7 protein-coding genes are annotated in these 25210 nt (G+C 66.8%); 5 read left to right on the forward strand and 2 right to left on the reverse strand.

Annotated features, from left to right (window positions below; genetic code table 11):
• The first annotated feature begins 122 nt into the window (after positions 1–122).
• Genes NUH88_RS13730 through NUH88_RS13745 form a run of 4 tightly spaced genes read left to right on the forward strand, consistent with a single transcriptional unit; the run spans position 123 to position 22862 of the window.
• Positions 123–12863, forward strand: a complete 12741-nt coding sequence (locus NUH88_RS13730; protein ID WP_257766974.1) for a non-ribosomal peptide synthetase — start codon at positions 123–125, stop codon at positions 12861–12863.
• On the forward strand, positions 12860–19867 hold the full coding sequence (locus NUH88_RS13735; protein ID WP_257766975.1) for a non-ribosomal peptide synthetase: 7008 nt from the start codon (positions 12860–12862) through the stop codon (positions 19865–19867). The genes NUH88_RS13730 and NUH88_RS13735 overlap by 4 nt, the downstream gene beginning before the upstream one ends.
• 2 nt (positions 19868–19869) lie before the next feature.
• Complete coding sequence (locus NUH88_RS13740; RefSeq protein WP_257766976.1) at positions 19870–20865, forward strand: TauD/TfdA family dioxygenase; 996 nt, start codon at positions 19870–19872, stop codon at positions 20863–20865.
• A gap of 29 nt (positions 20866–20894) precedes the next feature.
• Positions 20895–22862, forward strand: a complete 1968-nt coding sequence (locus tag NUH88_RS13745) for a RiPP maturation radical SAM C-methyltransferase (RefSeq protein WP_257766977.1) — start codon at positions 20895–20897, stop codon at positions 22860–22862.
• Positions 22863–22934: 72 nt separating this feature from the next.
• Here the strand turns inward: NUH88_RS13745 and NUH88_RS13750 are convergent, their stop codons facing one another.
• Together NUH88_RS13750 and NUH88_RS13755 are read right to left on the reverse strand one after the other, a co-directional pair.
• Positions 22935–23417 (reverse strand): YcjF family protein, encoded by a 483-nt coding sequence (locus NUH88_RS13750; RefSeq protein ID WP_257766978.1) that lies wholly within the window; start codon positions 23415–23417, stop codon positions 22935–22937.
• A gap of 287 nt (positions 23418–23704) precedes the next feature.
• Complete coding sequence (locus NUH88_RS13755) at positions 23705–24373, reverse strand: AAA family ATPase (protein WP_257766979.1); 669 nt, start codon at positions 24371–24373, stop codon at positions 23705–23707.
• A gap of 133 nt (positions 24374–24506) precedes the next feature.
• On the opposite strand from NUH88_RS13755, the gene NUH88_RS13760 reads away from it, so the two are divergent.
• Positions 24507–25205: a 4'-phosphopantetheinyl transferase family protein gene (locus tag NUH88_RS13760; protein WP_257766980.1), complete on the forward strand. Its 699-nt coding sequence runs from the start codon at positions 24507–24509 to the stop codon at positions 25203–25205.
• The last annotated feature ends 5 nt before the right edge of the window (positions 25206–25210 follow it).

The following is a 25210-nucleotide window of genomic DNA, read 5'->3' on the forward strand; positions in this document are numbered from 1 at the left end:
ACAATGGCTTCCGGACGTCGACGCCGAAACAGGGCGGCGCGACTGAATAGTATAAGCCGACAGAAATTCGCAAATCGGTTTAGTATCGGGCGGCCGGTAGGAAGATGACGTGTGAGTGAATGATGGTTGAGTTGCCTCGATCCGAAACACACACTTTTCCGCTTTCTTTGGCGCAGCAGGAAATCTGGCGTGAACATGCTTTGTTTCCAGGCGCTGCCGTTCACACTGTTTCCGCGCGGAGCATCATTTCAGGCCCGCTCGATCTGCAACTCTTCGAAGAGTCGCTGGTCTGGGTTTGGGAACGCCACCAGGCTCTTCGGCTGACCCCGTGGGTCGTTTCCGACGGGATGGATCCGGTCCTGATCGAGGTGCCGGCACCCGATCAGATATTAAATTTGCATGACGTCAGCACGGATCCGGACCCAGAAGGGGCTGCGGAAGCGCTCGCGGCGGAGCTCGGCCGCCGGGCAATCCCGCTCGATGGCGGGCCGACCTTCCGCTTCGACCTGATCCGCTTCGCGCCCGACCGGCACATCTGGGTGATGAGCTATCACCACATCAACATGGATGCCTGGGCGAACGGCATTCTGGTGCGCGACGTGGCCGCCGCCTACAGCGCCCATGTGAAAGGTGAGGACTCGGACCTGCCGGAAGCGCCGCTCTTCGAGGACGCGGTGGCGAACGATGCCGACTTTCTGGAGAGCAGCCGCTACGCCAAGGCCGGCGAGTATTGGCGCGAGCTCTACCGGACTTTGCCCGACCGTCTGGTCGATGCGGTGCCGAGCGTGCTGGAAGGCAAGCCGCCGCAAGGCACCACGCTCTGCCGGATCGGTGTCGACGGGCCGACGATGGAAAAGCTGCGTGCGCTCGCGGCGGAGAAAGGCGCGAGCACAGCGCAGCTTTTCATTGCCGCCGCGCTGATCCTTTTCCACAAGGAATCCGGTGCGACGGACATGGTCTTCGGCATGCCGGTGCTGAACCGGCCGACGGCGCGCGACAAGGAGACGTTCGGGCTCTTCTCGCTGACGACGGCGCCTCGGGTTCAGCTCGATCCGGAGGACGGTCTAGATGCGTTTCTCGGCGAGCTCAGTCGCGCGATGCGTGGCGCCATGCGCCACCACCGTTTCCCGCTTTCCGGCGTCAACCGTACACTGGGGCTGGCGGCGCAGCGGGTGCTGCAGCTCTTCGATCTCAATATCTCCTATGAGCGTGTCGAGTTCGGCGAATTGCCTTTCGGCGATGCCGTCGCAGGTGTGCCGCGGGTGCTGCTGAACGGGGTCGAGCGCACGCCGGTCGAGATATTCGTGCGGGAATATGGCGACGGCGAGCGGGTCGAGGTGGATCTCGACCTTTCCCTCGGCGCTTTCGATCCGGAGGAAGCAGCGGCCCTCTCGTTGCGTTATTCGCGTGTTTTGTCTTGGTTGGCTTGTGGCGGCTTGGGCCGGTTGTCGTCGGTTCCGTTGGTGGATGATGCGGAGCGAGTTTGGCTTCTTGAGGGTGTGAACGCGACGGGTCGTGATTACGGGGGCTTCGAGCCTGTGATCCGTGGCTTCGAGCGTGTCGCGGCGGAGGCGCCGGAGCGGGCGGCCTTACGCTTCGAGGGCGTGGAGCTCGGCTATGGCGAGCTGAATGCCCGCGCGAATGCGCTGGCGCGGCGCCTGTTGCGGGCGGGTGTCGGTAAGGATGTCAGGGTCGGGGTGGCGCTGGAGCGCTCGGTCGACCTGGTGGTGGCGTTGCTTGCGGTGATGAAGGCGGGCGGAGCCTATGTGCCGCTGGACCCGGAACTGCCGGCGGACCGTCTCGCCTTCATGATCGGCGATGCGGCGGCTCCGGTGGTGGTCACGCGCACGGGGCTGCTCGACAGCCTGCCGGTGCATGAGGGACGGACACTCTGCGTGGATGACGCAGGCAGAAGCAGCAGGCGCGGCGCCGAGGCCGGGAACCCGGATGTGGAGCTCGGGCCGAACGATCTCGCCTACGTGATCTACACCTCGGGCTCGACGGGCCTGCCCAAGGGGGTGATGAACGAACACGGGGGGCTTGCGAACCGCATCCTCTGGATGCAGGAGCGCTTCGATATCGGTGAGGGGGACAAGATCCTCCAGAAGACGCCCTATACCTTCGACGTCTCGGTCTGGGAGTTCTTCTGGCCGCTGATGTGCGGCGCCTGCCTCGTTGTGGCGAAGCCGGGCGGTCACAAGGACCCGGACTATCTGGCGCGGGTGATGGCGGAGGAGGGGATCTCGGTCCTGCACTTCGTGCCCTCGATGCTGCAGGCCTTCCTCGGTCATGGCGGCTCGGCCGCGAGACTGAACCAGTGCGATGCCCTTCGCTATGTGATGTGCAGCGGGGAGGCGCTGTCGCCGGGACTGGTGGAACGGTTCGAGGCGCTGAAGCCACAAAAGGCGGAACTGCATAATCTCTACGGTCCGACGGAAGCGGCGATCGATGTGACGCACTGGCAGTGCGGCGCGCCTGCAAACGACCCGCTGCCGATCGGCCATGCGATCGCCAATACCAGTCTCTATGTGCTGGACAGCGCGCTGGAGCCGGTACCGGTGGGTGTCGCGGGGGATCTCTGGATCGGCGGGGTGCAGGTCTCGCGGGGCTATCTCGGCCGGCAGGGCCTCACCGCAGAGACCTTCATCGCGGACCCGTACTCGAAGACCCCCGGCGCGCGGATGTACCGCACGGGGGACATTGCAAGACGCCGTGCGGACGGGGCTCTCATTTATCTCGGGCGTAGCGACTTCCAGGTGAAGCTCAGGGGCTTCCGGATCGAGCTCGGGGAGATCGAGTCGGCCTTAATGAGCCACGGCTCGATCAGGGAGGCGGCCGTCCTCCTAAGAGAGGACCGTCAGGGGGATCCGCGTCTGGTTGGGTATCTTGTTGCGGAAGGCAACACCATCCCGGCGGATCTGGGTCCGAGCCTCCGTGCACGTCTTCCGGAGCACATGGTCCCCTCCGACTGGGTCACGCTTGAGGCTTTGCCGATCACGGCGAACGGGAAGCTGGACCGCAAGGCGTTGCCTGCGCCGGAGCTGACGGCGGCGGGTCTTGGCGGACGTCCGCGGGGTCCGGAGGAGGAAGTGTGCTGCGCGGTGCTTGCGGGGGTGCTGGGGCGCGAGGAGGTGGGTGCGGAGGACAACTTCTTCGCGCTCGGCGGTCACTCGCTGCTGGCGGTGCAGGTGGTCGGACGTCTCCGCAAGGCGCTCGGCGTCGACCTCCCCGCAAACGCCGTCTTCGCTCACCCAACCGCAAGAGACCTCGCCAAACATGTCAGAGACGCGAAACAGACCGCGAAGGTGACACGCATCCGCCGCGACCCGTTGGCGGCGCGCCCGGCGAGCTCGGCCGAGGCGCGGCTCTGGGTACTGCAGCAGCGCGACCCGGACGATACCGCCTACAACATGACCGGCGCGATCGACATCCATGGCGAACTCGATCCGGATGCCATGGCGCGGGGGCTCGCCGCCGTGCAGCACCGCCATCCGCTATTGCACAGCCTGTTCCGGGAGACGGATGGACGGCTGGAAGTGGTTCCGCATTCGGAGATGGTCGAGAGACCGGCCGTTGAAGCGGTGGCCGGTGACGCGGCCGCGTCACAGATCGAAAAGGCCGAAACCGGGACACCTTTCCATCTCGGTGCGGAGCTGCCGTTCCGCGCGCGGATTCTCGATCTCGGTGGCGACCGCTGGCGCGTGCTGATCGCTTTCCATCACATCGCGGCCGACGCGGAATCCATCGCGCTCTTCGGGCAGGATCTGGAGACAGCCTATCGCGAAGCCAAGGCGGCCCCCGCCCTTGACGCCGCCGCGCTTGCGGAGCGTCTGCCGGCGCCGGGGCTCGATCCGCTGGCTGCCGAGGAAGGTCTCGAATTCGGCCCGGACGGAGAGGGCTCGGCAGCACTGGGCCGCTGGAAAGAGCGCCTCTCGGGACTCTCCGGCGGTCCGGCCCTGCCACGCGCCGCGGCGGCGGCGTCGGACGAACCGGTGCTGGTCGAAAAACTTTTCCTTGAGCCGTCGCTCCAGCGGCGCATCGCCGCCCGGGCCCGTGATGCGGGGCTCACGCCTTTCATGCTGCTGCACACTGCGCTCGCGGTGGCGCTCCACCGCTTCGGCGGCGGCGAGGACGTTGTGATCGGCACCCCGGTCAGCCAGCGGGCGGACGGGGAATTCGCCCGCACGATCGGCATGATGCTGAATTCCGCCCCGCTCCGGCTTTCCCTTGAGGGGGAAGAGACGCTCGCCGCGCTTGCCGCCGCGGCCCGGGACGTGCTGATCGCGGCGCTGGCGGACGGGGGCGTGCCGCTGGACCGGATCGCCGCGGAATGTACGGGAGAGAACGGCGAGGATCTCTTCCAGGTTCTGCTGACCACGCACCCGCCGCATCTGGACACGCTGCAGCTTGGCGCCGCGGAAGTCGGGGTTCGGGTGTTGCCGCAGGCGCGGGCGAAGATGGATTTGGTGGTGCTGGCCGCCGATGACGGCGCCGCGATGGAATTGAGCATCGAGCATGCGGCCGGTCTTTTCCCCAGAGGCGGCGCGGCACGTTTCGCCGAGGCGCTGGAACGGATTCTGGAAACGCTAGCGGACCGGCCTGAAACGCCGGTTGGCCAGGTTGCGCTTTTCGCGCCCGGGTCGTCCGAACGGGCGCGCGAGGTCACGGGCGCGGAGATCGTCGATGCACGGGGGGCGCCGGATGGAACGGTGGTTTCCCGCTTCGCGGAAATGGCTGCGGTTCACGGCAGCCTGCCGGCCCTGGAAGGTCCGGACGGGATTGCGCTTACCTACGCGGAGCTCGACCGCCGGACGGACGAACTCGCCGCCGGCCTCGCGGCGCACGGTGTTGGGCGGGGAACCCCCGTCGGTGTCAGCATGGCGCGCGGCACGGAGCAGATCGCGCTATTCCTCGCCGTGCTGAAAGCGGGCGGAGCTTACGTGCCGCTCGACCCGGAGCAGCCGGGCCCGCGCCTTGCCGATATGGCTGCGGATGCCGGCATCGCGCTTGTGGTGACCGGTGGAACCGAGGCGGATTGGCTGCCGGCAGGAATCGAAGCTGTCGCTTCTGGCGCGCTTGCGATCGAGGGCGGCCGTGCCGGCTGCCCCGCGACGCTCGGCGCGGATGCGGCCTATATCATGTTCACCAGCGGCTCGACCGGACGGCCGAAAGGCATCCGCGTGCCGCACCGCGCCGTGTTACGGCTCGCCATCGAGCCAGGTTTCGCAGCATTCGGCCCCGGCAAGCGGGTGGCGCAGATCGCGACCACGGCCTTCGACGCCGCGACCTACGAGATCTGGTGCGCGCTGCTGAACGGCGCCACCACGGTGGTCGTCGGCCGCGAGGCGACCTACGAGGCCGAGGCTCTGGCCGACGCTTTCGCCACGGCACGGACACACTCGACCTTCCTCACGGCGTCGGTCTTCAACCGTGCGGCCTTTGCGGAGGCCGATGCCTTCTCGGGGTTTGAGGAGGTGATGTTCGGCGGCGAAGCGGCGGACCCGGACGCGGTGTGCGCGGCGGCGAAGCGCTGGCCGGGCGTGCGCTTCGTCAACGGCTACGGGCCGACGGAAACCACGACCTTCGCCGCGACCCACTTCTCGAACGACGAGTCCGACGGCGCGAAGATTATCCCGATCGGCAGCCCCATCCGGGGCACCGCGCTCTACATCCTCGATGCGCATTTGGAGCCGGTGCCGCGCGGCGTCGCAGGCGAACTCTATATCGGCGGCATCGGTCTCGCTGACGGTTATGTCGCGCGCCCGGGACAGACGGCAGAGGTCTTCCTCGCCGATCCGTTCTCGGCAGAGCGGGGCGCGAGGATGTACCGCACGGGCGATCTCGTCCGGCGGCGTGCCGATGGTGCGGTCGAGTATCTCGGCCGCGTCGACCGGCAGATCAAGCTGCGCGGTTTCCGGATCGAGCCGGGCGAGATCGAGGCGGCGCTCCGCGAGGTATCCGGCTCGGAGCAGGCGGTGGCCGATGTGCGTGAGACGGATGGAGACCGGGCGCTTTATGGCTGGGTGGTCGGTCCGGATGGCGAAGAGGCCCGGCGCTGGCGCGAGGCTCTGGCGGAAAGACTGCCGGGCTGGATGGTGCCGCGCCGGATCGCCGTGCTGGAGGCGCTGCCGCTCACCCCGAACGGCAAGCTCGATCGCGGTGCGCTCCCGCTTCCAGAAGGCGGCGATGCGGAGGAGGCGAGACCGGTTTCCTACGCGACGGAAACAGAAGAGGCGCTTGCCGGACTCTGGGCCGACCTGCTCGGCGGCGGCGCGTTCCGCCCGCAGGACGGGTTCTTCTCCGTCGGCGGCCATTCCCTGCTCGGTGTCAGGCTGACGGCACGGATCCGCGCCCGCTTCGGCGCCGACCTGCCGCTGAAGACCGTCTTCGCGAAACCGCGTCTTGCCGACATGGCGGCCGAGATCGAGGCGCTTGCAGGTCAGTCAGGCGATCTGCCGGTGGCGCGGGACTGGACGGACGAGGTTCGCCCCGCCTCCGCCATGCAGCGGCGCCTAGCCCTGATGGACAGCATCGACGGTTCCGGCATCGCCTATACGGTGCCGATCGTCACGCTCTTCGAAGGCGTGCCGGATATCGCGCGGCTGGAGACGGCGCTTCGGAAACTCCTCGAGCGGCACGAGCCGCTGCGCACGGCCGTCCGTATCGGTGAGAGTATCGACGGTGTGCTGCTTCCGGCGGGCGGTCTGGTGCTGAGGCATGAAAAGCTGGCGGCCCTCGATACTGTTGAGGCCCGGGAGTTCGCGGAACAGATGACGCGCGGGCTTGCGCAGGAGCCGTTCGCGCTCGCGACCGACCTGCCGCTGAGGGCCAGCCTGCTCGATTTCGGCGGTGAGCGATCGGCACTGGTTCTGGTCGCCCATCACAATGCGGTCGACGGTCATTCCGTGCCGGCCCTGCTGCGCGATCTGGCGGCGCTTTACGACGGGGACACCGACGCGCTTCCGCCGCTCCCCTTCCGCTACGGCGATTGGGTCACGTGGCGCGAGGGCGGGGATCGGGCAAAGCGCGACGAGGCAGCTCTGGCCCGGGCGAAGGAGATGCTTGCGGGCGCACCGCCGCTGCTCGACCTGCCGACGGATTATCAGCGTCCCGCCGAACGTAGCCATATGGGGGGTGTTTCGTCCTTCGCGATCGCCCCGGCGCTTGAAAATGCGGTGCGGGAAAAGGCAAAGACGCTGTCCACGACGCCGTTCGCGCTGATGGTTGCCGCCTATGCCGTGCTGCTCGCGCGCACCGCGGGAACGGACGATCTCGTGCTCGGCGTTCCGTTCGACGGCCGCGAGATATCGGAGGCGGACGCTCTTGTCGGGTTCTTCGCCGACACGGCGGCGATCCGTGTGACGCTTGATGACGACCCGGACCCGGCGACCCTCATCGCGCGCGTCCAGGCGGAACTCGCCCGCGCGCTTTCCGAGCCCGCCCCGCTCGACCGGCTGATCGAGGCGATGGACCTGAAGCGCGATACCAGCCGGACGCCGCTCTTCCAGGCGATGATCGCCTATAACGAGGAGGCGCAGCCGCGCCTCTCCATTGGCGGACTCGATGCCAGGCCGCTTGCGGTCCATCCCGGCACAGCCAAGTTCGACCTGCAGCTCCAGATCCTCCGCGAGGAAGACGGGCTCACCGGGGCGCTCGAATACGCAAGCGATCTTTTTACCGACGAAACGGCTGAAGCCCTCTCGTTGCGTTATTCGCGTGTTTTGTCTTGGTTGGCTTGTGGCGGCTTGGGCCGGTTGTCGTCGGTTCCGTTGGTGGATGATGCGGAGCGAGTTTGGCTTCTTGAGGGTGTGAACGCGACGGGTCGTGATTACGGGGGCTTCGAGCCTGTGATCCGTGGCTTCGAGCGTGTCGCGGCGGAGGCGCCGGAGCGGGCGGCCTTACGCTTCGAGGGCGTGGAGCTCGGCTATGGCGAGCTGAATGCCCGCGCGAATGCGCTGGCGCGGCGCCTGTTGCGGGCGGGTGTCGGTAAGGATGTCAGGGTCGGGGTGGCGCTGGAGCGCTCGGTCGACCTGGTGGTGGCGTTGCTTGCGGTGATGAAGGCGGGCGGAGCCTATGTGCCGCTGGACCCGGAACTGCCGGCGGACCGTCTCGCCTTCATGATCGGCGATGCGGCGGCTCCGGTGGTGGTCACGCGCACGGGGCTGCTCGACAGCCTGCCGGTGCATGAGGGACGGACACTCTGCGTGGATGACGCAGGCAGAAGCAGCAGGCGCGGCGCCGAGGCCGGGAACCCGGATGTGGAGCTCGGGCCGAACGATCTCGCCTACGTGATCTACACCTCGGGCTCGACGGGCCTGCCCAAGGGGGTGATGAACGAACACGGGGGGCTTGCGAACCGCATCCTCTGGATGCAGGAGCGCTTCGATATCGGGGAGGGGGACAAGATCCTCCAGAAGACGCCCTATACCTTCGACGTCTCGGTCTGGGAGTTCTTCTGGCCGCTGATGTGCGGCGCCTGCCTCGTTGTGGCGAAGCCGGGCGGTCACAAGGACCCGGACTATCTGGCGCGGGTGATGGCGGAGGAGGGGATCTCGGTCCTGCACTTCGTGCCCTCGATGCTGCAGGCCTTCCTCGGTCATGGCGGCTCGGCCGCGAGACTGAACCAGTGCGATGCCCTTCGCTATGTGATGTGCAGCGGGGAGGCGCTGTCGCCGGGACTGGTGGAACGGTTCGAGGCGCTGAAGCCACAAAAGGCGGAACTGCATAATCTCTACGGTCCGACGGAAGCGGCGATCGATGTGACGCACTGGCAGTGCGGCGCGCCTGCAAACGACCCGCTGCCGATCGGCCATGCGATCGCCAATACCAGTCTCTATGTGCTGGACAGCGCGCTGGAGCCGGTACCGGTGGGTGTCGCGGGGGATCTCTGGATCGGCGGGGTGCAGGTCTCGCGGGGCTATCTCGGCCGGCAGGGCCTCACCGCAGAGACCTTCATCGCGGACCCGTACTCGAAGACCCCCGGCGCGCGGATGTACCGCACGGGGGACATTGCAAGACGCCGTGCGGACGGGGCTCTCATTTATCTCGGGCGTAGCGACTTCCAGGTGAAGCTCAGGGGCTTCCGGATCGAGCTCGGGGAGATCGAGTCGGCCTTAATGAGCCACGGCTCGATCAGGGAGGCGGCCGTCCTCCTAAGAGAGGACCGTCAGGGGGATCCGCGTCTGGTTGGGTATCTTGTTGCGGAAGGCAACACCATCCCGGCGGATCTGGGTCCGAGCCTCCGTGCACGTCTTCCGGAGCACATGGTCCCCTCCGACTGGGTCACGCTTGAGGCTTTGCCGATCACGGCGAACGGGAAGCTGGACCGTAAGGCATTGCCTGCGCCGGAGCTGACGGCGGCGGGTCTCGGGGGACGTCCGCGGGGGCCGGAGGAGGAAGTGTGCTGCGCGGTGCTTGCAGGCGTGCTGGGGCGCGAGGAGGTGGGTGCGGAGGACAACTTCTTCGCGCTCGGCGGTCACTCGCTGCTGGCGGTGCAGGTGGTCGGACGTCTCCGCAAGGCGCTCGGCGTCGACCTCCCCGCAAACGCCGTCTTCGCTCACCCAACCGCAAGACTACTCGCTAAACATGTGCGCGAGAAAAAGGGCGCTGACGCGCAGCCGATCGCTAAGACAGATCGCGAGAGCGTGCTGCCGTCGCTCGGTCAGGAGCAGCTCTGGTTCCTTTCCAGCCTTGAGGGCAGCAACGCCTACAACGTGCCGGATGGTTTCGTCATCGACGGGCCGCTCGATCTGGCAGCGCTTTCCGGCGCGGTGAGCGATATCGTCGCCCGGCACGAGGCGCTCCGGACCCTCTTGGTCGAGGAAGAAGGCAGGCTGGTCGCCAAGGTCCTGCCCCCGGCTCCGGTCGCCGTCCCGCTGGAAAAGCTGGAGAGTGGAGACGAGGTCGCGATCCGCGCCTGGTTCGAGGCGAAGGGATTGCAGAGTTTCGATCTCGACTGCGACATTCCGGTCCGCGCCGCGGTCGGCGCCCTGCCGGACGGGAGGCACCTGCTGGCGCTCGTCATGCATCACAGTGCGACCGATGGCGGCTCCGCCCCGGTGGTCTATCGCGATCTCACCATGGCCTATCACGCCCGTTGCCGCGGACGGGCGCTCGCCCTGCCGCCGCTCGCCATCGAGTATTACGACTGGGCGGCCTGGCAGCGCGAGCGGATGTCGACACCGGAGACGGCGGCGAACGTGGAGACGGTTGCCGAGCGCCTCGCCGGTGCGCCGGAGACGCTTGATCTGCCGGAAGATTTCCAGCGCGCGGATCCGCAGGCTTTCGAAGGCTCGATGCTTCATCTGCCGGTGCCGCAGAAGCTTGCCAAGGGGCTGCGCGACAAGGCACGCGACAAGCAGGCGACGCTTTTCATGCTGCTGCTCGCCGGGCTCGGCGTTACCCTGCAGCGGCTCTCTGGCGAGAGCGACATCGTGGTCGGTGCGCCGGCCTCGGGCCGCGACCGGGGCGAGGTGCAGGATCTGGTCGGCTATTTCGTCAATACGGTGCCGCTGCGCCTCCGCCTCGAGGATGCGGGCACGCTCGATGCGGCCATCGAGATCGCCCGGCGCGAGGTTCTGGAAGGGTTCACCTATCAGGATCTGCCGATGGACCGGGTGGTGCAGGCGCTCGGCCCCGACCGGGCGGCGGGACGGACCCCGCTCTTCCGGGTGATGCTGGTGCTGCAGCCGGCCGACCGCATGGCGCTTGCCCTCGACGGCGCGACGGTGACGCCGGTTCATGTCGACGCGGTGAGCGCGCGCTACGATCTGACCTTCGCCTTCGACGATCTCGGCGACGGGCTCGGTCTCGTCGTGCATTACGCGGCCGATCTCTTCAGCGAAGCGACGGCGCGGCGCTTTGCCCGCTATTACGAGAAAGTGCTCGCCGACCTGATCGGGGAGCCGGAGACAGATCTCGCCGCGGTTTCACTTTTTGCCGGCGGTTCGTCCGAACGGCGGGCGGAGATTTCCGGCGCGGAGATCGTCGATGCCCGGGGGGCGCCTGAAGGCACGATCACCTCGCATTTCGCCGCGATGGTGGGGGCGCATGGCGGTCTTGCGGCGCTGGAGGGCCCGGACGGGGTTGCGCTCACATACACGGAGCTCGACCGCCGGACGGACGAACTCGCCGCCGGTCTCGCGGCACGGGGCGTCGGGCGGGGCACGCCGGTCGGTATCAGCATGCCGCGCGGACCGGTACAGATCGCGCTCTTCCTCGCGGTATTGAAGGCGGGCGGGGCTTACGTGCCGCTCGATCCCGACCAGCCGGGTCCGCGCATTACCGAGATGGCGCGCGATGCCGGGGTCAGCCTCGTGGTAACCGACGCGCTCGGCAAGGCGGACTGGCTTCCGGACGGCGTGCAGGAGGTCGATTGCGACACGCTCGCTGTTGAAGGCGGTCGGGTTGACTGTCCGGCGACGCTGGGTGCGGATTCCGCCTATATCATGTTTACCAGCGGCTCGACCGGTCGGCCGAAAGGCATCCGCGTGCCGCATCGCGCCGTGCTGCGGCTCGCCGTCGAGCCGGGCTACGCGGCCTTCGCTCCGGGTAAGCGGGTGGCGCAGATCGCGACCACGGCTTTCGATGCCGCGACATACGAGATCTGGGGCGCGCTGCTGAACGGCGGCACCTGCGCCGTGGTCGGACGGGAGGCGACCTACGACGCAGATGCGCTGGCGCGTGCCCTCAAACAGGCAAAACCGCACTCGATGTTTTTGACGACGGCGGTCTTCAATCGGGCGGCCGCGTCCGACGCGGATGTCTTCGCCGGGGTGGAAGAATTGTTCTTTGGCGGCGAACGGGTGGATCCGGCTGCGGTGCGCACCGCGCTGAAACGCTGGCCGCAACTTCGGATCTCCCATGTCTACGGTCCGACCGAGACCACGACCTTCGCCAGCCATCACCCGCTGAAAGAGGTGCAGGAGGGGGCCGGGAACGTGCCGATCGGCGGACCGATCCGGGACACGGCGCTCTACGTGCTCGACAGAAATCTGGAGCCGGTGCCGCGCGGGGTCGCGGGCGAACTCTATATCGGCGGGACGGGTCTTGCGGACGGCTATGTCGGACACCCGGGGCAGACGGCGGAGGTTTTCCTCGCCGACCCTTACGCGGATGAGCCGGGCGCGCGGATGTACCGCACGGGCGATCTCGTCCGGCGGCGCCCGGACGGCGCAATCGAGTATCTCGGGCGCATCGACCGGCAGATCAAGCTGCGCGGCTTCCGGATCGAACCGGGCGAGATCGAGGCTGCACTGCGTGAGGTTTCCGGCGCCGAGCATGCGGTGGTCGATGTGCGCGAGACGGACGGCGACCGGGCGCTTTTTGGCTGGGTGGCGTCGCCGGACGGCGCGTTTCCGGACAGCACGGCGCAACGGCATTGGCGCGAGGCGTTGGCCGAAAAACTGCCCGGCTGGATGGTCCCGCGCCGGATCGCGTTACTGGAGGCGTTGCCGCTTACCCCGAATGGCAAGATCGACATGCGGGCGCTTACCAATCCCGAAGCGACGGATGCCGAGACCGAGAGTGGGCCGGTGGTATATGCCACCGACACCGAGCGGGAGCTTGCCGCACTTTGGGCGGCACTTCTGGGAGGGGGGAGCTTCCGGCCCGATGACGGTTTCTTCAATGTGGGCGGCCACTCGCTGCTTGGCGTCAGGCTTGTCGCGGGCATCCGCGAGCGCTTCGGTGTCGCCCTGTCGCTGCGGACGGTGTTCGAGCAGCCGGGGCTCCGGGCGATGGCGCGGGCGGTGGATGCGCTGCGCCTTTCGACCGACGATACCGCCGCTGAATCCGCGGAGAGCGGGCCGATCACCCGCCGGGCGCGACGGTCCGGCAAGAGCAGAGGTGTGGAGCTGACATGAGCCCCGACGGCCTCGGAGACAGACTGGAATTCGTTCTCGAACCGGACCTGCCGCTTTCGACAATGCAGCTCGGCATTCTCGCCGAGCAATGGATGGCGCCGGAGAGCACCCGGTACAACGTGCCGGTCGCTTTCCGGGTCCGGAGAAGCATCGATCTTGCGGTCTTGAGGACCGCGCTCGCCTGGCTTGCCGATCGACATGAGGTATTGCGCACGGTCTATCGCGACGGTCCCGACGGCCCGGTGCAGGCGATCGCCGAAACGGTGCCGGAACTCCTGACCGTGAGCTCCGTCGACAGCGCGGACCGGCTTCAGGAAGTGGCGCGGATAGAGGCGGGACATGTTTTCAATCTCAAGACCGATCTGCCGCTGCACGCGGTCTATGTCTCGGCCGGGCAGGAAGACGGCGCGCTGATTCTGGTCTTTCACCATATCGCCGTCGACGGGTGGAGCCTGCGCCTGCTGCTGGATGAGCTTGCCGCTGCCTACCGCGCGTTAGCCGCCGGCGGGGCGCCGGACCTGCCGGAGCCCGAACTGCAATACGCCGATTGGGGTGCCTGGCAGCAGGAGGAGCTTGCAAAGCCCGCGGCCGACGACCTTCGAAAGGCCGCTGTCGCGCGTCTCGCGGCCATTGAAGACGATCTCGGACTGCCGCACCGTCCCGAGGCGAAGGCATCGCCGGACAACGGTGCCGAGATGCTGCCGTTCGAGCTGGACGGTCCGAGCGTGGCCCGGGCCGAGGAAACTGCGCGGCGGCTCGGGGTCAGCCTCTACACAATGCTTGCGGGAGCGTACGCGCTTGTCGTCGGGCGGTTCTGCGATCGGGACCGGCTCGCGCTCGGCATGCCGGTGGCGCTACGCGACCGGAGCGAGGTGCACGGAACGGCGGGCTGTTTCGTCAACACAGTCGCCTTCGCCGCCGAACCCAGATCCGATCTGGAGCGCGACGGTTACCTCATGCGTCTCCGCGACGCGGTGGTCGATGCGCTGGATGCCCGGGAGATTCCCTTCGAGCAGATCATGCGCGGCCTCGCCGAGACGCGCGGGGACACGGCTCCGGCTGTCCGCTGTTTCTTCAATTTCGACGATGCCGGGATCGCGCCGCCGGAACTTCCGGGCCTGACGCTGGAGATCCTCGATTGCGATCGGGGGACAGCGAAGTTCGACCTGATGATGTCCATGGTGCGTACCGGGGACGGTATCCGCGCCGGGTTCGATTACGCGCTCGGTGTGTTGCCGCCGGAAGTCGCCCGTTCGGTCCCGGACAGGTTCCGCAAGGCGCTCGACTGGCTCTGCGCGCCGGAGTCCCGTCCGCTGGCCGCATATTCGCCTGTAACGGCGGACGAGCGCGGGCGTGTCATCGAGCTCGGTAGCGGGGAAAGGCAAAAGGTGGAGCGGACGACGCTGGATGCGGCCGTCTTCGCGAATGCCGAGTGGGAGCCGGACGACATCGCCATAACGGCACCGGACGGATCGCTCAGTTTCGGCGCTTTCGCCGCGGCGGCGGAGATCCTCGCGGAACGGTTGGCGGATAGCGGCATTGAGCGCGGCGACCGAGTCCTGGTTCTGCTGCCGCGCTCGCTGGCCCTGCCTGTGGCGATGCTCGGCGCCCTCCGGGCGGGGGCGGCCTACGTGCCGGTCGATCCCGGTGTCCCGGAACAGCGGCTGAAGGACATCGTCGAGGATGCGAAGCCGGCCGCGCTGATTTCCGCGCCAGCGACGCGGGAGATGGCCGACAGGGTCCTGCCGGAAGCAGCGGCCCTTTTTGAGGCGGTGGGCGCAGACTTTCGCAAGCTGCGCGGAAGCAGCCCGGCTGTTGAGCCGGCGCCTCATGGCCCGGACGATCTCGCCTATATGATCTACACCTCCGGCTCCACCGGAAAGCCGAAGGGCGTGATGGTGCCGCACCGGGGCGTGATGAACTACCTCGCCTGGACGCGCGATGCCTATACGATCGACGAGGGCGACGGCACGGCGGTGCTGACCGCCACCGCCTTCGACGCGACGGTCCTCTCCTTCTGGTTGCCGCTGGTCGCGGGTAAGCCTGTGCATTTGCTGCCCGAGGAAGGCGCGGTCGAGGAGCTGGCGGAGCGGATGGCCGCCGGGGCGGATTACGGCTTCGTCAAGATGACGCCGGCCCATCTCGACCTTCTGGCGGAGCTGAAGCCGGTCGCGGCCCAGAAGGACGGTGCCCGTATGTTCGTTATCGGTGGCGAGGCACTGGCGGCCGCCTCGACGGAACCATGGCGGCGGGACGCACCGGGCATCCGGCTGATGAACGAGTACGGCCCGACCGAGACCGTGGTCGGCTGCACGTTCCATGAGGCAGACGCCAAAGACGGAACGGCCGAGCCGATCGGCCGGGCGATCTGGAACACGAAGCTCTATGTCCTCGACCGTAATCTCGACCCGCTCCCTGCCGGCATGGCGGGGGAACTTTGTGTCGGCGGCGCCGGTGTCTCCTGGGGGTACTGGCGGCGGCCGGGGCTGACCGCGGAGCGTTTCCTCGCCGATCCCTTCGCGGAAGAGCCCGGCGCCCGGATGTATCGCACCGGCGATCTCGTACGCTGGCGTGAAGACGGCGCGCTCGATTATCTCGGCCGTGCGGACGATCAGGTAAAGGTGCGCGGCTTCCGTATCGAGCCGGGCGAGATCGAGGCCGGCCTCAGGTCGCTCCCGGGCGTGCAGAGCGCGGCGGTGGTCACGGCCGGCGCGGGCAGCGAAAAGCGGCTGGTGGCGTTCATCGCCGGCGAGGCCGATCCGGAGAACTGCCGCTCCCGGCTCGCCGCGCTGCTGCCGGCGCATATGGTGCCGGAGCAGATCCAGAAGCATCTCGCCCTGCCGCTGACCGGAAGCGGCAAGATCGACCGCAAGCGCCTCGCCGCGCTGGCGGCGGAGGCGCCGGTTGCCGCCGGCGCCAACCCGCAAGAGGGACCGGAACCCGAGCAATGCGCGGCGTTGGTCGAGCTCTGGCGGACCTTGCTGAAGAACCAGGACGCGGATGCGGATACCGATTTCTTCCAGAGCGGCGGCACCTCGCTGGCGGCGATCCGGCTGATCGCCCGGCTGAAGCGGAATTTCGGCGTGGAGCCGGTCTTCGCCGATCTCGCCGCCGCGCCGACCCCGCGCACGCTTGCGGCGAGACTGTTCGGGATTGCCGGCGCGTCGGAACCCGCGCGGCTCGCGGATGTGCTGGACGTCGTCCGCACCGTTTTGAAGCAGCCGGATCTTGCGCCGGATACGGATTTTTTCGCCGCTGGTGGAACCTCCCTCGCCGCGATCCGGATCGTCGCGCGGCTGAGACGCTCGCTCGGCTGCGAGGTGGCGAACGACGTGGTGCATCGCGGCCTGACCCCGCGTGGCATCGCCGCGCTGCTGGACGGAACGGAAATGCCCGTCGAAGATCGCGGTCCCGAGAAAGTCTTGCCAGCGGGCGAGATGCCGGTCGCCTCTCCCGGCGAGGCACAGCTCTGGCTCGAGCATACGCTCGGCGGTGAGGCGAGCGCCTATGTCATGCAGGCGGCTTTCCGTGTCGCACTCGGCGACGCGCCCGAGGCAGAGCTTGCCGCGGCCTTCGATCATCTCGCGGCGCGGCATCCCGTGCTGCGCACGCGGTACCGTGGATCCGCCGATGGCGCGGCGGTGACGGTCGCGGAGGGCGCCAATGCCACAATCCGTCTCGTCGATGCGAGTGGAGACGATCTCGAGCTGGCCGTTCGGTCGGCGGCCCGCGTGGATGCCGAGCGCGCCTTTGCGATCGAGAAGGGCGAGACGGCGCGCCTGACCTTTGTCCCCGGAACCGGGACGGATGGCGTCCTCATATTTTCGTTACATCACATCGTCTCCGACGGGACCACGCTGGGCTTGCTGCTACGGGACCTGACGTCGCTGCTGAATGGCGAGGCGCTTCCGGGCGACGCGATCGCCGATTATCGCGCCTACGCAAAATGGCGCGCCGGCCGGGTCCGGGAGACGGAGCAGACCGAGACCGATTACTGGCGCCGCAAACTCGTGAACTTGCCGGGTGCGCTGGCCTTACCGGCGGACTGGCCGAGAGGCCCGGGCCACCGCCCGCGTGGTGCGTCGGCGGTGCTGCGGATCGACCCGGCCCTGACCCGTCGCGCCGAGATACTCGCGCGGGAGCAGGGCGGTACGCTCCAGGGACTGATTGTTTCCGCCTACGCCCTGTTCTTGCATCGCCTGACAGGTGCGGACGACCTCGTTGTCGGCATCCCGGTCAGCGACCGGCCGGAGGGGTTCGAGGAGGTTGCCGGCCTCTTCCTCAACACGCTTCCGCTCCGGCTGAGCGTGGATGGCGCGGAGACCGGCGATGCCTTGCTCGGACAGGTCCGCGAGGGCATGACCGAACTTCTCAGCCATTCGGGCCTTCCGCTCGCCCGGATCGTCGAGGCGGTCAATCCGGCGCGCGAGGCCGGGCGCACGCCGTTGCTGCAGACCGTGCTCGACTGGCGGGAGGCCGCGACCGGCGACGGGCTCGCGGCGGAGGCAGTCGCGCTGCCGGTGGCGACGGCGCCGTTCGACCTCGCCGCCAGTCTCGCGCGGGATGCCGGGGGCGGAATTACCGGCGGCTTCATCTATGACGAGACATTGCTCGACGAGGCGACTGTCGAGGCCTGGACCCGGTCTTTCGTGTGTCTCTTCCAAGGTCTTGTGCATTGCCTCGGAGAGGCAACCGGATCGCTCTCCGCGGTGGCTGACGATGATCTTCCGCGCGCGGTCCTGCGTGGGGCGGAACCGGGCGCGGTTCCTGAACTCGGCGATCTGCTGGCGCGAAGCCTTGCCGATCATGCGGAGCGTCCGGCGCTGGAGCTGAATGGCGAAACGGTGAGTTATGGCGCACTTGCCGAACGCGCCCGGTCCGTGACGCCGGGGCCGGACGGCATCGCGCTCGTGGAAACGGACGATCCCGTCGAACGGGTCGTTCAGGCGCTCGCGGCCTTGCTCTCGGGCAAGGTTCTGGCGCTCGTCGATCCGGCGCTTCCCGATGCGCGAAAGGAACAGATGTGCCGGACTCTGGTGGAGGTGCACTCGGACAGCGGTGGTGCTTACGCCCAGTTCACAAGCGGCTCGACCGGGGTGCCGAAAGCGGCGCTTTTGACCCGTCCGGGGCTCGCCAATCTCGTCCGGACGATCGGCCGGGATCTCGGAATCGAACCCGGCAGCCGCGTTCTGCAGCTCGCGGCGCCTGCTTTCGATGCGTGGGTCTGGGAGGTTTTCACGACGCTCGGTTCCGGTGGAACGCTGGTGTTGGCAGAGCGCGAGGACCTGCAGGCCGGCGCGCCGCTCGTCGCCACCCTGAAAACGTCCCGCATCAGCCATGTCACCATCACGCCTTCGGCCCTTGCAGCGCTCGGAACCAAAGCTTTTCCGGATCTCGTGACGGTGGTTGCAGCGGGCGAGCCTCTGACGGCTGACCTTGCGGATCGCTGGGCGCCCGGGCGGCGCCTGTTCAATGCCTACGGGCCATGTGAGACAACGGTCTGCGCGACGCATGGACTCTGCCTGCCCGGAAGCGCACCGGATATCGGCACGCCGATCGACGGTATGTCGGTGACCGTAGCGGACCGATACGGTCATCCTTCCATCTCCGGCGCTGTGGGCGAGATCGTCATCGGCGGAATCGGTGTCGGGAGTGGATATATCGGCGATGCTGAGGCCTCGGCGGAGCGCTTTGTCACCGGCCCCGACGGGGCCCGCTGCTACCGCACGGGCGATATGGCGCGGGTGACCGCCGCCGGCCGGATCCAATTTGTCGGACGCGAAGACCGGCAGGTAAAAATCCGCGGCGTCAGGATAGAGATGGATGAGGTCGAGCAGGCGCTACGTGCCGTTCCCGGTGTGGAGCAGGTTGCGGTGCGTACAGTGGCGGATGCGGACGGACGCATGGCCCTCGCCGCCTGGATCACCGGCCCGCTTCCGGGTGCTGCGGGCGCGGTTCGCAAGGCGCTCGGCGAACGGCTTCCGGAGACCATGCTACCGGCCTTCCTCACAGTTCTCGAGAGCATGCCGATGACCGTCACCGGCAAGATCGACCGCAAGGCGCTCGCCCTGCCGGAGATCGCCGGGGCCGAGGAGAGCGAGGCGCCGCGCTCGGAACTGGAAGCCGAGATCCTCGATATTTTCCGGGAAGTTCTGTCGCTGTCCGAGCGGCCGGGCCGGACGCGGAACTTCTTCACCCTTGGCGGACATTCGCTGCTGGCAGTGCGTCTCGCGGCGCGGCTTGGAGAGAAGCTTGATTGCAAGCTGCCTCTGCCGCTGGTCTTCGCCAACCCGACGGCGGCAGGCCTCGCCTGGCTTGTTACCGACCGGTCAGGGCACATGCAGCCTTGCCTGTTGAGGACGCTTCGGGACGGTACGGAACCCGCTGCTTTCCTTGTCCATCCGGTCGACGGTTCAGGCGCTGTCTATCAGAGCCTCGCCGACGGTTGGGAGCCGGGACGCCGTATCGCCGCAGTCGAACAGGGATCCGGGTTCGAGACATTCGAGGTCCAGATCGACGCCTATGCGGAAGCGATATCGAGAACTGCCGAAGCGGATGCGGTGATCCGTCTCGCGGGCTGGTCCCTCGGAGCGCTGATCGCGGCCGGAATTGCGGAAAGGTTGCGTGCGGCCGGGAGGGATGTGAGGCTGGTGCTCTTGGATGCCGCCGTACCCGAGGGGGAAAGTGCCGGGATCGACGCCGTGGAAATCGAAGCGGCCGCGGCGGAAGCCGGTGCCGATGCGGAGATTGTCCGCCGCGCCCGGGACAATGTTCGCATCGCCGGAACGCACCGGTTCGAGCGGATCGCGGGACCTGCGGCACTTGTCAGGGCGACCGGTACGGAACGTCCCGGGAAAGATGCGGGGCTCGGTTGGGCGACGGTTTTCGAACGCCTCACCGTTAGAGAGATTGAGGGGACACACCAGAATTTGCTGCGCGAAGGAGACCTCGCGGCGCTGGCGCATTTGATCGAATTGCTTTGGCACGAGCAAGGGGAGCACTAGGGATGGCAACGCTGGACGGAACTGTCAGGAAATTGTTCGAGGGCGAGGATTTCGCCGTCATCGTCGAAGCGGACGGAAGCAGTAACAGCGCGGCCGCGTGGGTCTCGGCCAATCTCGCCGGGATCGAGGAGCTCGCGCATCAACACCCGGTGGTCGTGCTGCGCAATATCGGTCTCTCCGACGAAACCGGCTTCCCACCGGTCCGCGACCTGCTGGTCGGCCGGCCGGCGAATTACGTCTACCGCTCGACACCGCGTACCGAGGTGCTGGAAGGCGTGCTGACCGCGACCGAGTATCCGGCGAGCGAAGAAATCCTGATGCATTGCGAGAATGCCTATCAGCGTGATTGGCCGCTGAGGCTTATTTTCTGCTGCACCAAGCCGGCCGAGACCGGCGGGCAGACACCGGTGGCGGACGTGCGTAAGGTGACTCGGACGCTCGGCGAGGAGATCCTCGACAAGGTCGAGCAGCGCGGTATCCGCTACATTCGGAACTATCACGAGGGCTTCGATCTCGACTGGAGGACCGTGTTCCAGACCGAGGACAAGGGCGAGGTCGAGCGCTTCTGCCGGGAGAACGATATTGCGTTTGAATGGACCCCGGACGGGCATTTGAAAACCGCGCAGACCTGCCAGGGAACGGCGCGCCATCCGGTGACCGGCGAGCGGCTCTGGTTCAACCAGGCGCATCTCTTCCATGCCTCCGCGCTCGGCGAGGACGTGCTGGAGGACCTGACGGATATCTTCGGCGAGGACGGCCTGCCGCGCGACGCCCGGTACGGCGACGGCACGCCGATCGAGCCGGAGGTACTGGAGAAGGTCCGCGCGGCCTTTCAGAACGAGGCCCGGCAATTCGACTGGCAGGCGGGCGACGTCATGCTGGTCGACAATATGCTCGCCTCTCATGCGCGCCGGCCCTTCACTGGCTCGCGCCGGGTACTGGTCAGCATGGGGCGGATGCATTCCGAGCTGGAGCAGGTCGCCGGCGCGGCCGAGTAATCCGACTAGAGAAGCCGGGGAGGTCATCCATGCGCATCGCGCTCGTCAACATGCCGTTCTCGTCGCTGCAGATCCCGTCGATCGCGCTGCATCAGCTCGAAACCGTGGTCCGGGAGAAATTCGCCGACGCCGAAACCAGTGTGCATTACCTGAACCACGATTTCGGCGCGCTGGTCGGTCCGGACCTCTATGCCTGGATCTCGGAGAGCCTCGCCGGCCATACCTGCGGTTTCGGCGAGTGGCTGTTCCGCCATGCCGCCTTCCCCGAGCACGGCGACAATACCGAGGCCTATTTCGCCCGCTACCTGCATCATTTCGGCGAGGCGCAGGTCGAGCGCTACCACCGCGAGCTGGCGCCGGTGAGGGCCGACCTTCCGCGCATCCTGGACGAGATGATCGAGACCCACGGCCTGGCGGATGCGGACATCGTCGGCCTGACCTCGATGTTCTTCCAGAACATGCCGAGCTTCGCCTTGGCGCGGCAGCTGAAAGAAACAGGCTCAAAGGCGTTGGTCTTGATGGGCGGCGCCAATTGCGAAGGCAACATGGGCATCGAGATCGTCAATAACGTGCCCTGGCTCGACTATGTCTTCTCCGGCCACGCGCTGGTGAACTTTCCGAAGTTCCTGACCGCTTTCCGCACCGGAGAGACCGAGGCGATGTCGAAGATCGACGGCATCTTCAGCCGCGCCAATAGCCGTTCCATCACGGCGCTCGCCCCGGCGGTGAAAGCCAGTCGCCCGAGCGACGCCAAGGCGGAGCTGCAAGTCGACGGCATCAAGGTGGACGGGCCGGAGCGCTCGCTCAACAGTGACGTGCCGCTCGATTACGAGGTCTATCTCGAGTCCTACCAGCGTCATTTCGGCGACCATCGGGCGGACGAGGTGGAGCTCCTGTTCGAGACCTCGCGCGGCTGCTGGTGGGGCGAGAAGGCGCATTGCACCTTCTGCGGGCTCAACGGTGCGACCATGAAGTTCCGAGAGATGGGGGTCGATCTCGCGCGCAAGACGATTCAGGAGATGGTCGATAAATACGCCGACCGGGTGACCCGCTTCGCCAGCGTCGACAACATCATCCCGAAATCCTACACCGACGACCTGTTGCCGGAACTGGATGTGCCGGGCCACGTGACCCTGTTCTACGAGGTGAAGGCGGACCTGTCGCGTGAGCAGCTGAAGACCTTGGCGAAAGCGCGGGTGGTCGAAGTGCAGCCGGGCGTCGAGTCCATCGCGACGGAAACCTTGAAGCTGATGCGCAAGGGGACGACCGCCTTCAACAATATCCGATTCCTGTCGGACTGCGCGGCGGAGGGCGTGAAGCCGGTCTGGAACCTGCTAGTCGGGTTCCCCGGAGAATCTGCCGAAACCTTCGAAATGTACCGTGCGAACCTGCCGCGTCTGACCCACTTGCCGCCGCCCTCCGGAGTCTTTCCGGTGCGGTTCGACCGTTTCAGCCCCTATTTCACCCAGGCGGATTCGTTCGGCCTCGATCTCGAGCCGCTGGACTACCATGAGCTGAACTATCCCTTCCCGGAAGAGGTGGTCTGGAACATGGCCTACTATTTCCGCGACCGGAACATAGATGCGCCCTATCAGGTCGACCTCGCCGAGCATCTGGCGCATCTGCGAGACGCGGTGACGAAGTGGCGTGCCCGCTGGGAGTCGGAGGCTGGCGCGCCGCGTCTGCGCCTGATCGAGGACGATTACGGCTGGCTGGTCGAAGACCAGCGCACCGGACACAAGGTCGAGCACGAGTTGGACGATCCGGACGTTGAATTGCTGCGGGCGCTGGAAACGCCGCAATCGCTCGCCAAAATGCGGGAGACGAATGCGGACAGTCTCGGTTATTTGCAGGAACTGGGGCTCCTGTTCGAGGAGCGGGGGCGGGTGATGTCGCTCGTTATGGAGGGCACGCGGCACGGCCTCGATGCCGGGCTTCACACATTCGCGGGCTCCAAGGGACGGGCGGAGAATGCGGCGCTCGGCCTGACCTTCTGAGGCCGCTAATCCCGGATATGAAAAAGCCGCGGCATTTCAGCCGCGGCTTTTCCTTTGAGCTGGAGCGAAGTCTCAGCTCTTTTTCTTCATCTCTTCGGAAAGCGACTCTTTCATCGCATCCGTGTCGACATCTTCCAGCGATCCGCCGGCTTCGAAATGCTCGATGAAGAGTTTCCCGATGGTCCGGGTCGCAATGTTGGAAAGTCCGGCCATCCCGACGAAGCCGACACCGAGACCCCAGCCCGGAACGGACTTGAGGAAGGTGGTGACGACGCCGCTGGTCACCGCCCACGGCGCGACGCCGCCGACGATGGCGCCGAGAATGGTGCGAACCCAGCTCTTTGAGAAAGGCACGCCGTAGTGCTTGCAGAGCGCAACCACCATGGCGACCTGGGTTCCGGAGATGCCGGCAATATCGGCGAACGGGATCGGAAGCACGCCGAAGGCCGAGGACCAGGCGGCGTATTTGGCAACGATGTCCTTGGCCTGCTCGCGGCGAAGCGAGACGTTGGCAACGGCCGGTTCGGACGCGACGGCTTCAGTTTCTGCAGTCATGGCAACACCTGCTGTGGTTGTTTGCGATGTGGTTGACGAAGTGGCTGCGGCCTTTTCCGGCTGCTTATCGGTTTTCCTGTTCGGAGCGCGCGTGCTGCGCTTCGCGGCCGAGCTGCTGGCAGCGGCCTTGGTGCCGGCCGTGCGAGCCGGTTTCTTTGCCGCAGTTGAACGGGATGCGGTTTTGGCAGTCGCTTTCGCGGCGGTCGTGGTTTTGGCCGTGGTGCCGGACGCGGATCTCGACGCCGTGCTAGGTCGTTGGGTCCGGCGCAGTTCCGGGAGTTTCTTGCTCATACCGCCTTGCCCGCTTTTCTCGCTTTCGTGCGTCGCCGGGACAGCAGTTTGACCGTCTCGGCTGCGAATTCCGCGATTTCCGCAGCGGCCGCGCCGCGCGGTTGATAATAGCTCGGTGTCGTTCCCGCCAATGCGGCTTCACCATAAGCTACCCGGGCCGGAAATTCCACCGCCATGGGTTGAAGTCCGGCCGCTTCCATCTGAGCCCGCATATGGCGGGCGATGACGCTGCCGCGGGTCGTCTGATTGAGGACGAAGCGCACCGGCGCGTCGCTCAGACGGGCGACATGCTCGGCCGTATCGGCCGCCACTTGATAGTCGATCGGAGACGGGCGCATGGGGATGAGCAGCAGGTCGGCCTGCCGGATCGCGGCATCCGTCGCGTCGGACTGGAAGCCGGGTGTATCGATGATGATGAAATCTGCGCCGGTTTTCCGGGATGCGTCGATCTGCTTCTCGACCGTGCCGGGACCGGCGGTCGCTGCGGACAATTGTGCCAGATCCTCGCCCGCCTCGATCCAGCGCACGAGGGTACCGGCCGGGTCGGCGTCGATCAGGGCGACCTTCTTTCCGGCCTTGTGCCAATAGGCGCCGAGGCACATCGCGGACGTGCTCTTCCCGCTGCCGCCCTTCATGGTGACGAAGGAAATGATCTTCGCTGCCAAACCGCCCCCTTCGGGATGCGCGCGTATCCCTGAAGTTACCCGGCGCAAAACCCAAGAATTGCAGAAGTTTAGCAGGCGATGCGTTAGGTTGTTAGAATAAATTTATGACGATGCAAGAGAGGCTCCACCGGCCGTGACCCGCACGCAGAGGTTCGAGAGTTCCTGGCCTTTTCCGGACATGGGCATCCCGGCGGCGATGGTGGAAAGCCGCTTCGAAAGCGATGTCTCGACGCCCGCCGACTTCGCCGCCATGGACGTGCCTTTGCCGGACGATCTTGCGGAAGCGGTGCCGATGCGCCGCGCCGCGCATCTGGCCGGCCGGATCTGTGCGCGCGAGGCGCTCCGGCAATGCGGTTCTGCGGAAATGCCCGTCGGCCGCTCTCCGTCGGGTGCGCCGCTCTGGCCGAAGGGATGCAAGGGCTCCATCACCCATGCGGGCCGGATGGCCGGTGCCGTCGCGGTTGCATCCGCCGCGTGCCGCGGCATTGGGCTCGATTTCGAGGCGCCGATGACGGAGGCTGCGGCGGCAGAGATCTCCGATCTCGTCCTCTGTTCGCTCGACCGCGAGACCATGGGCTCGATGCCAGCCCTCTCTTTTGCTGAAAGCGTGACGCTCGTGTTTTCGTTGAAGGAAAGCCTCTACAAGGCGATCTCACCCCTGCTCGGCGCATTCACCGGTTTTGAGGATGCCGAGATCGACGATCTCGAAGGCGGCCGCGCGAGGCTCAGGCTGCGGCGAAAACTGTCGGACGATCTGCCGCAAGGGCTCGAGATCGAGGGGGCTTACGCGCTCTCCCCCGATCTCGTCCGGACGCTCGTCGTTCTCCGCTGAGGACC

Source organism: Nisaea acidiphila, assembly GCF_024662015.1.
Taxonomy (GTDB): domain Bacteria; phylum Pseudomonadota; class Alphaproteobacteria; order Thalassobaculales; family Thalassobaculaceae; genus Nisaea; species Nisaea acidiphila.

Bases quoted from the DNA above. Each gene is read 5' to 3' on its own strand.
- NUH88_RS13745 (WP_257766977.1), top strand. From the start codon at position 20,895: ATGCGCATCGCGCTCGTCAACATGCCGTTCTCGTCGCTGCAGATCCCG.
- NUH88_RS13735 (WP_257766975.1), top strand. From the start codon at position 12,860: ATGAGCCCCGACGGCCTCGGAGACAGACTGGAATTCGTTCTCGAACCG.
- NUH88_RS13730 (WP_257766974.1), top strand. From the start codon at position 123: ATGGTTGAGTTGCCTCGATCCGAAACACACACTTTTCCGCTTTCTTTG.
- NUH88_RS13750 (WP_257766978.1), bottom strand. From the start codon at position 23,417: ATGACTGCAGAAACTGAAGCCGTCGCGTCCGAACCGGCCGTTGCCAAC.
- NUH88_RS13740 (WP_257766976.1), top strand. From the start codon at position 19,870: ATGGCAACGCTGGACGGAACTGTCAGGAAATTGTTCGAGGGCGAGGAT.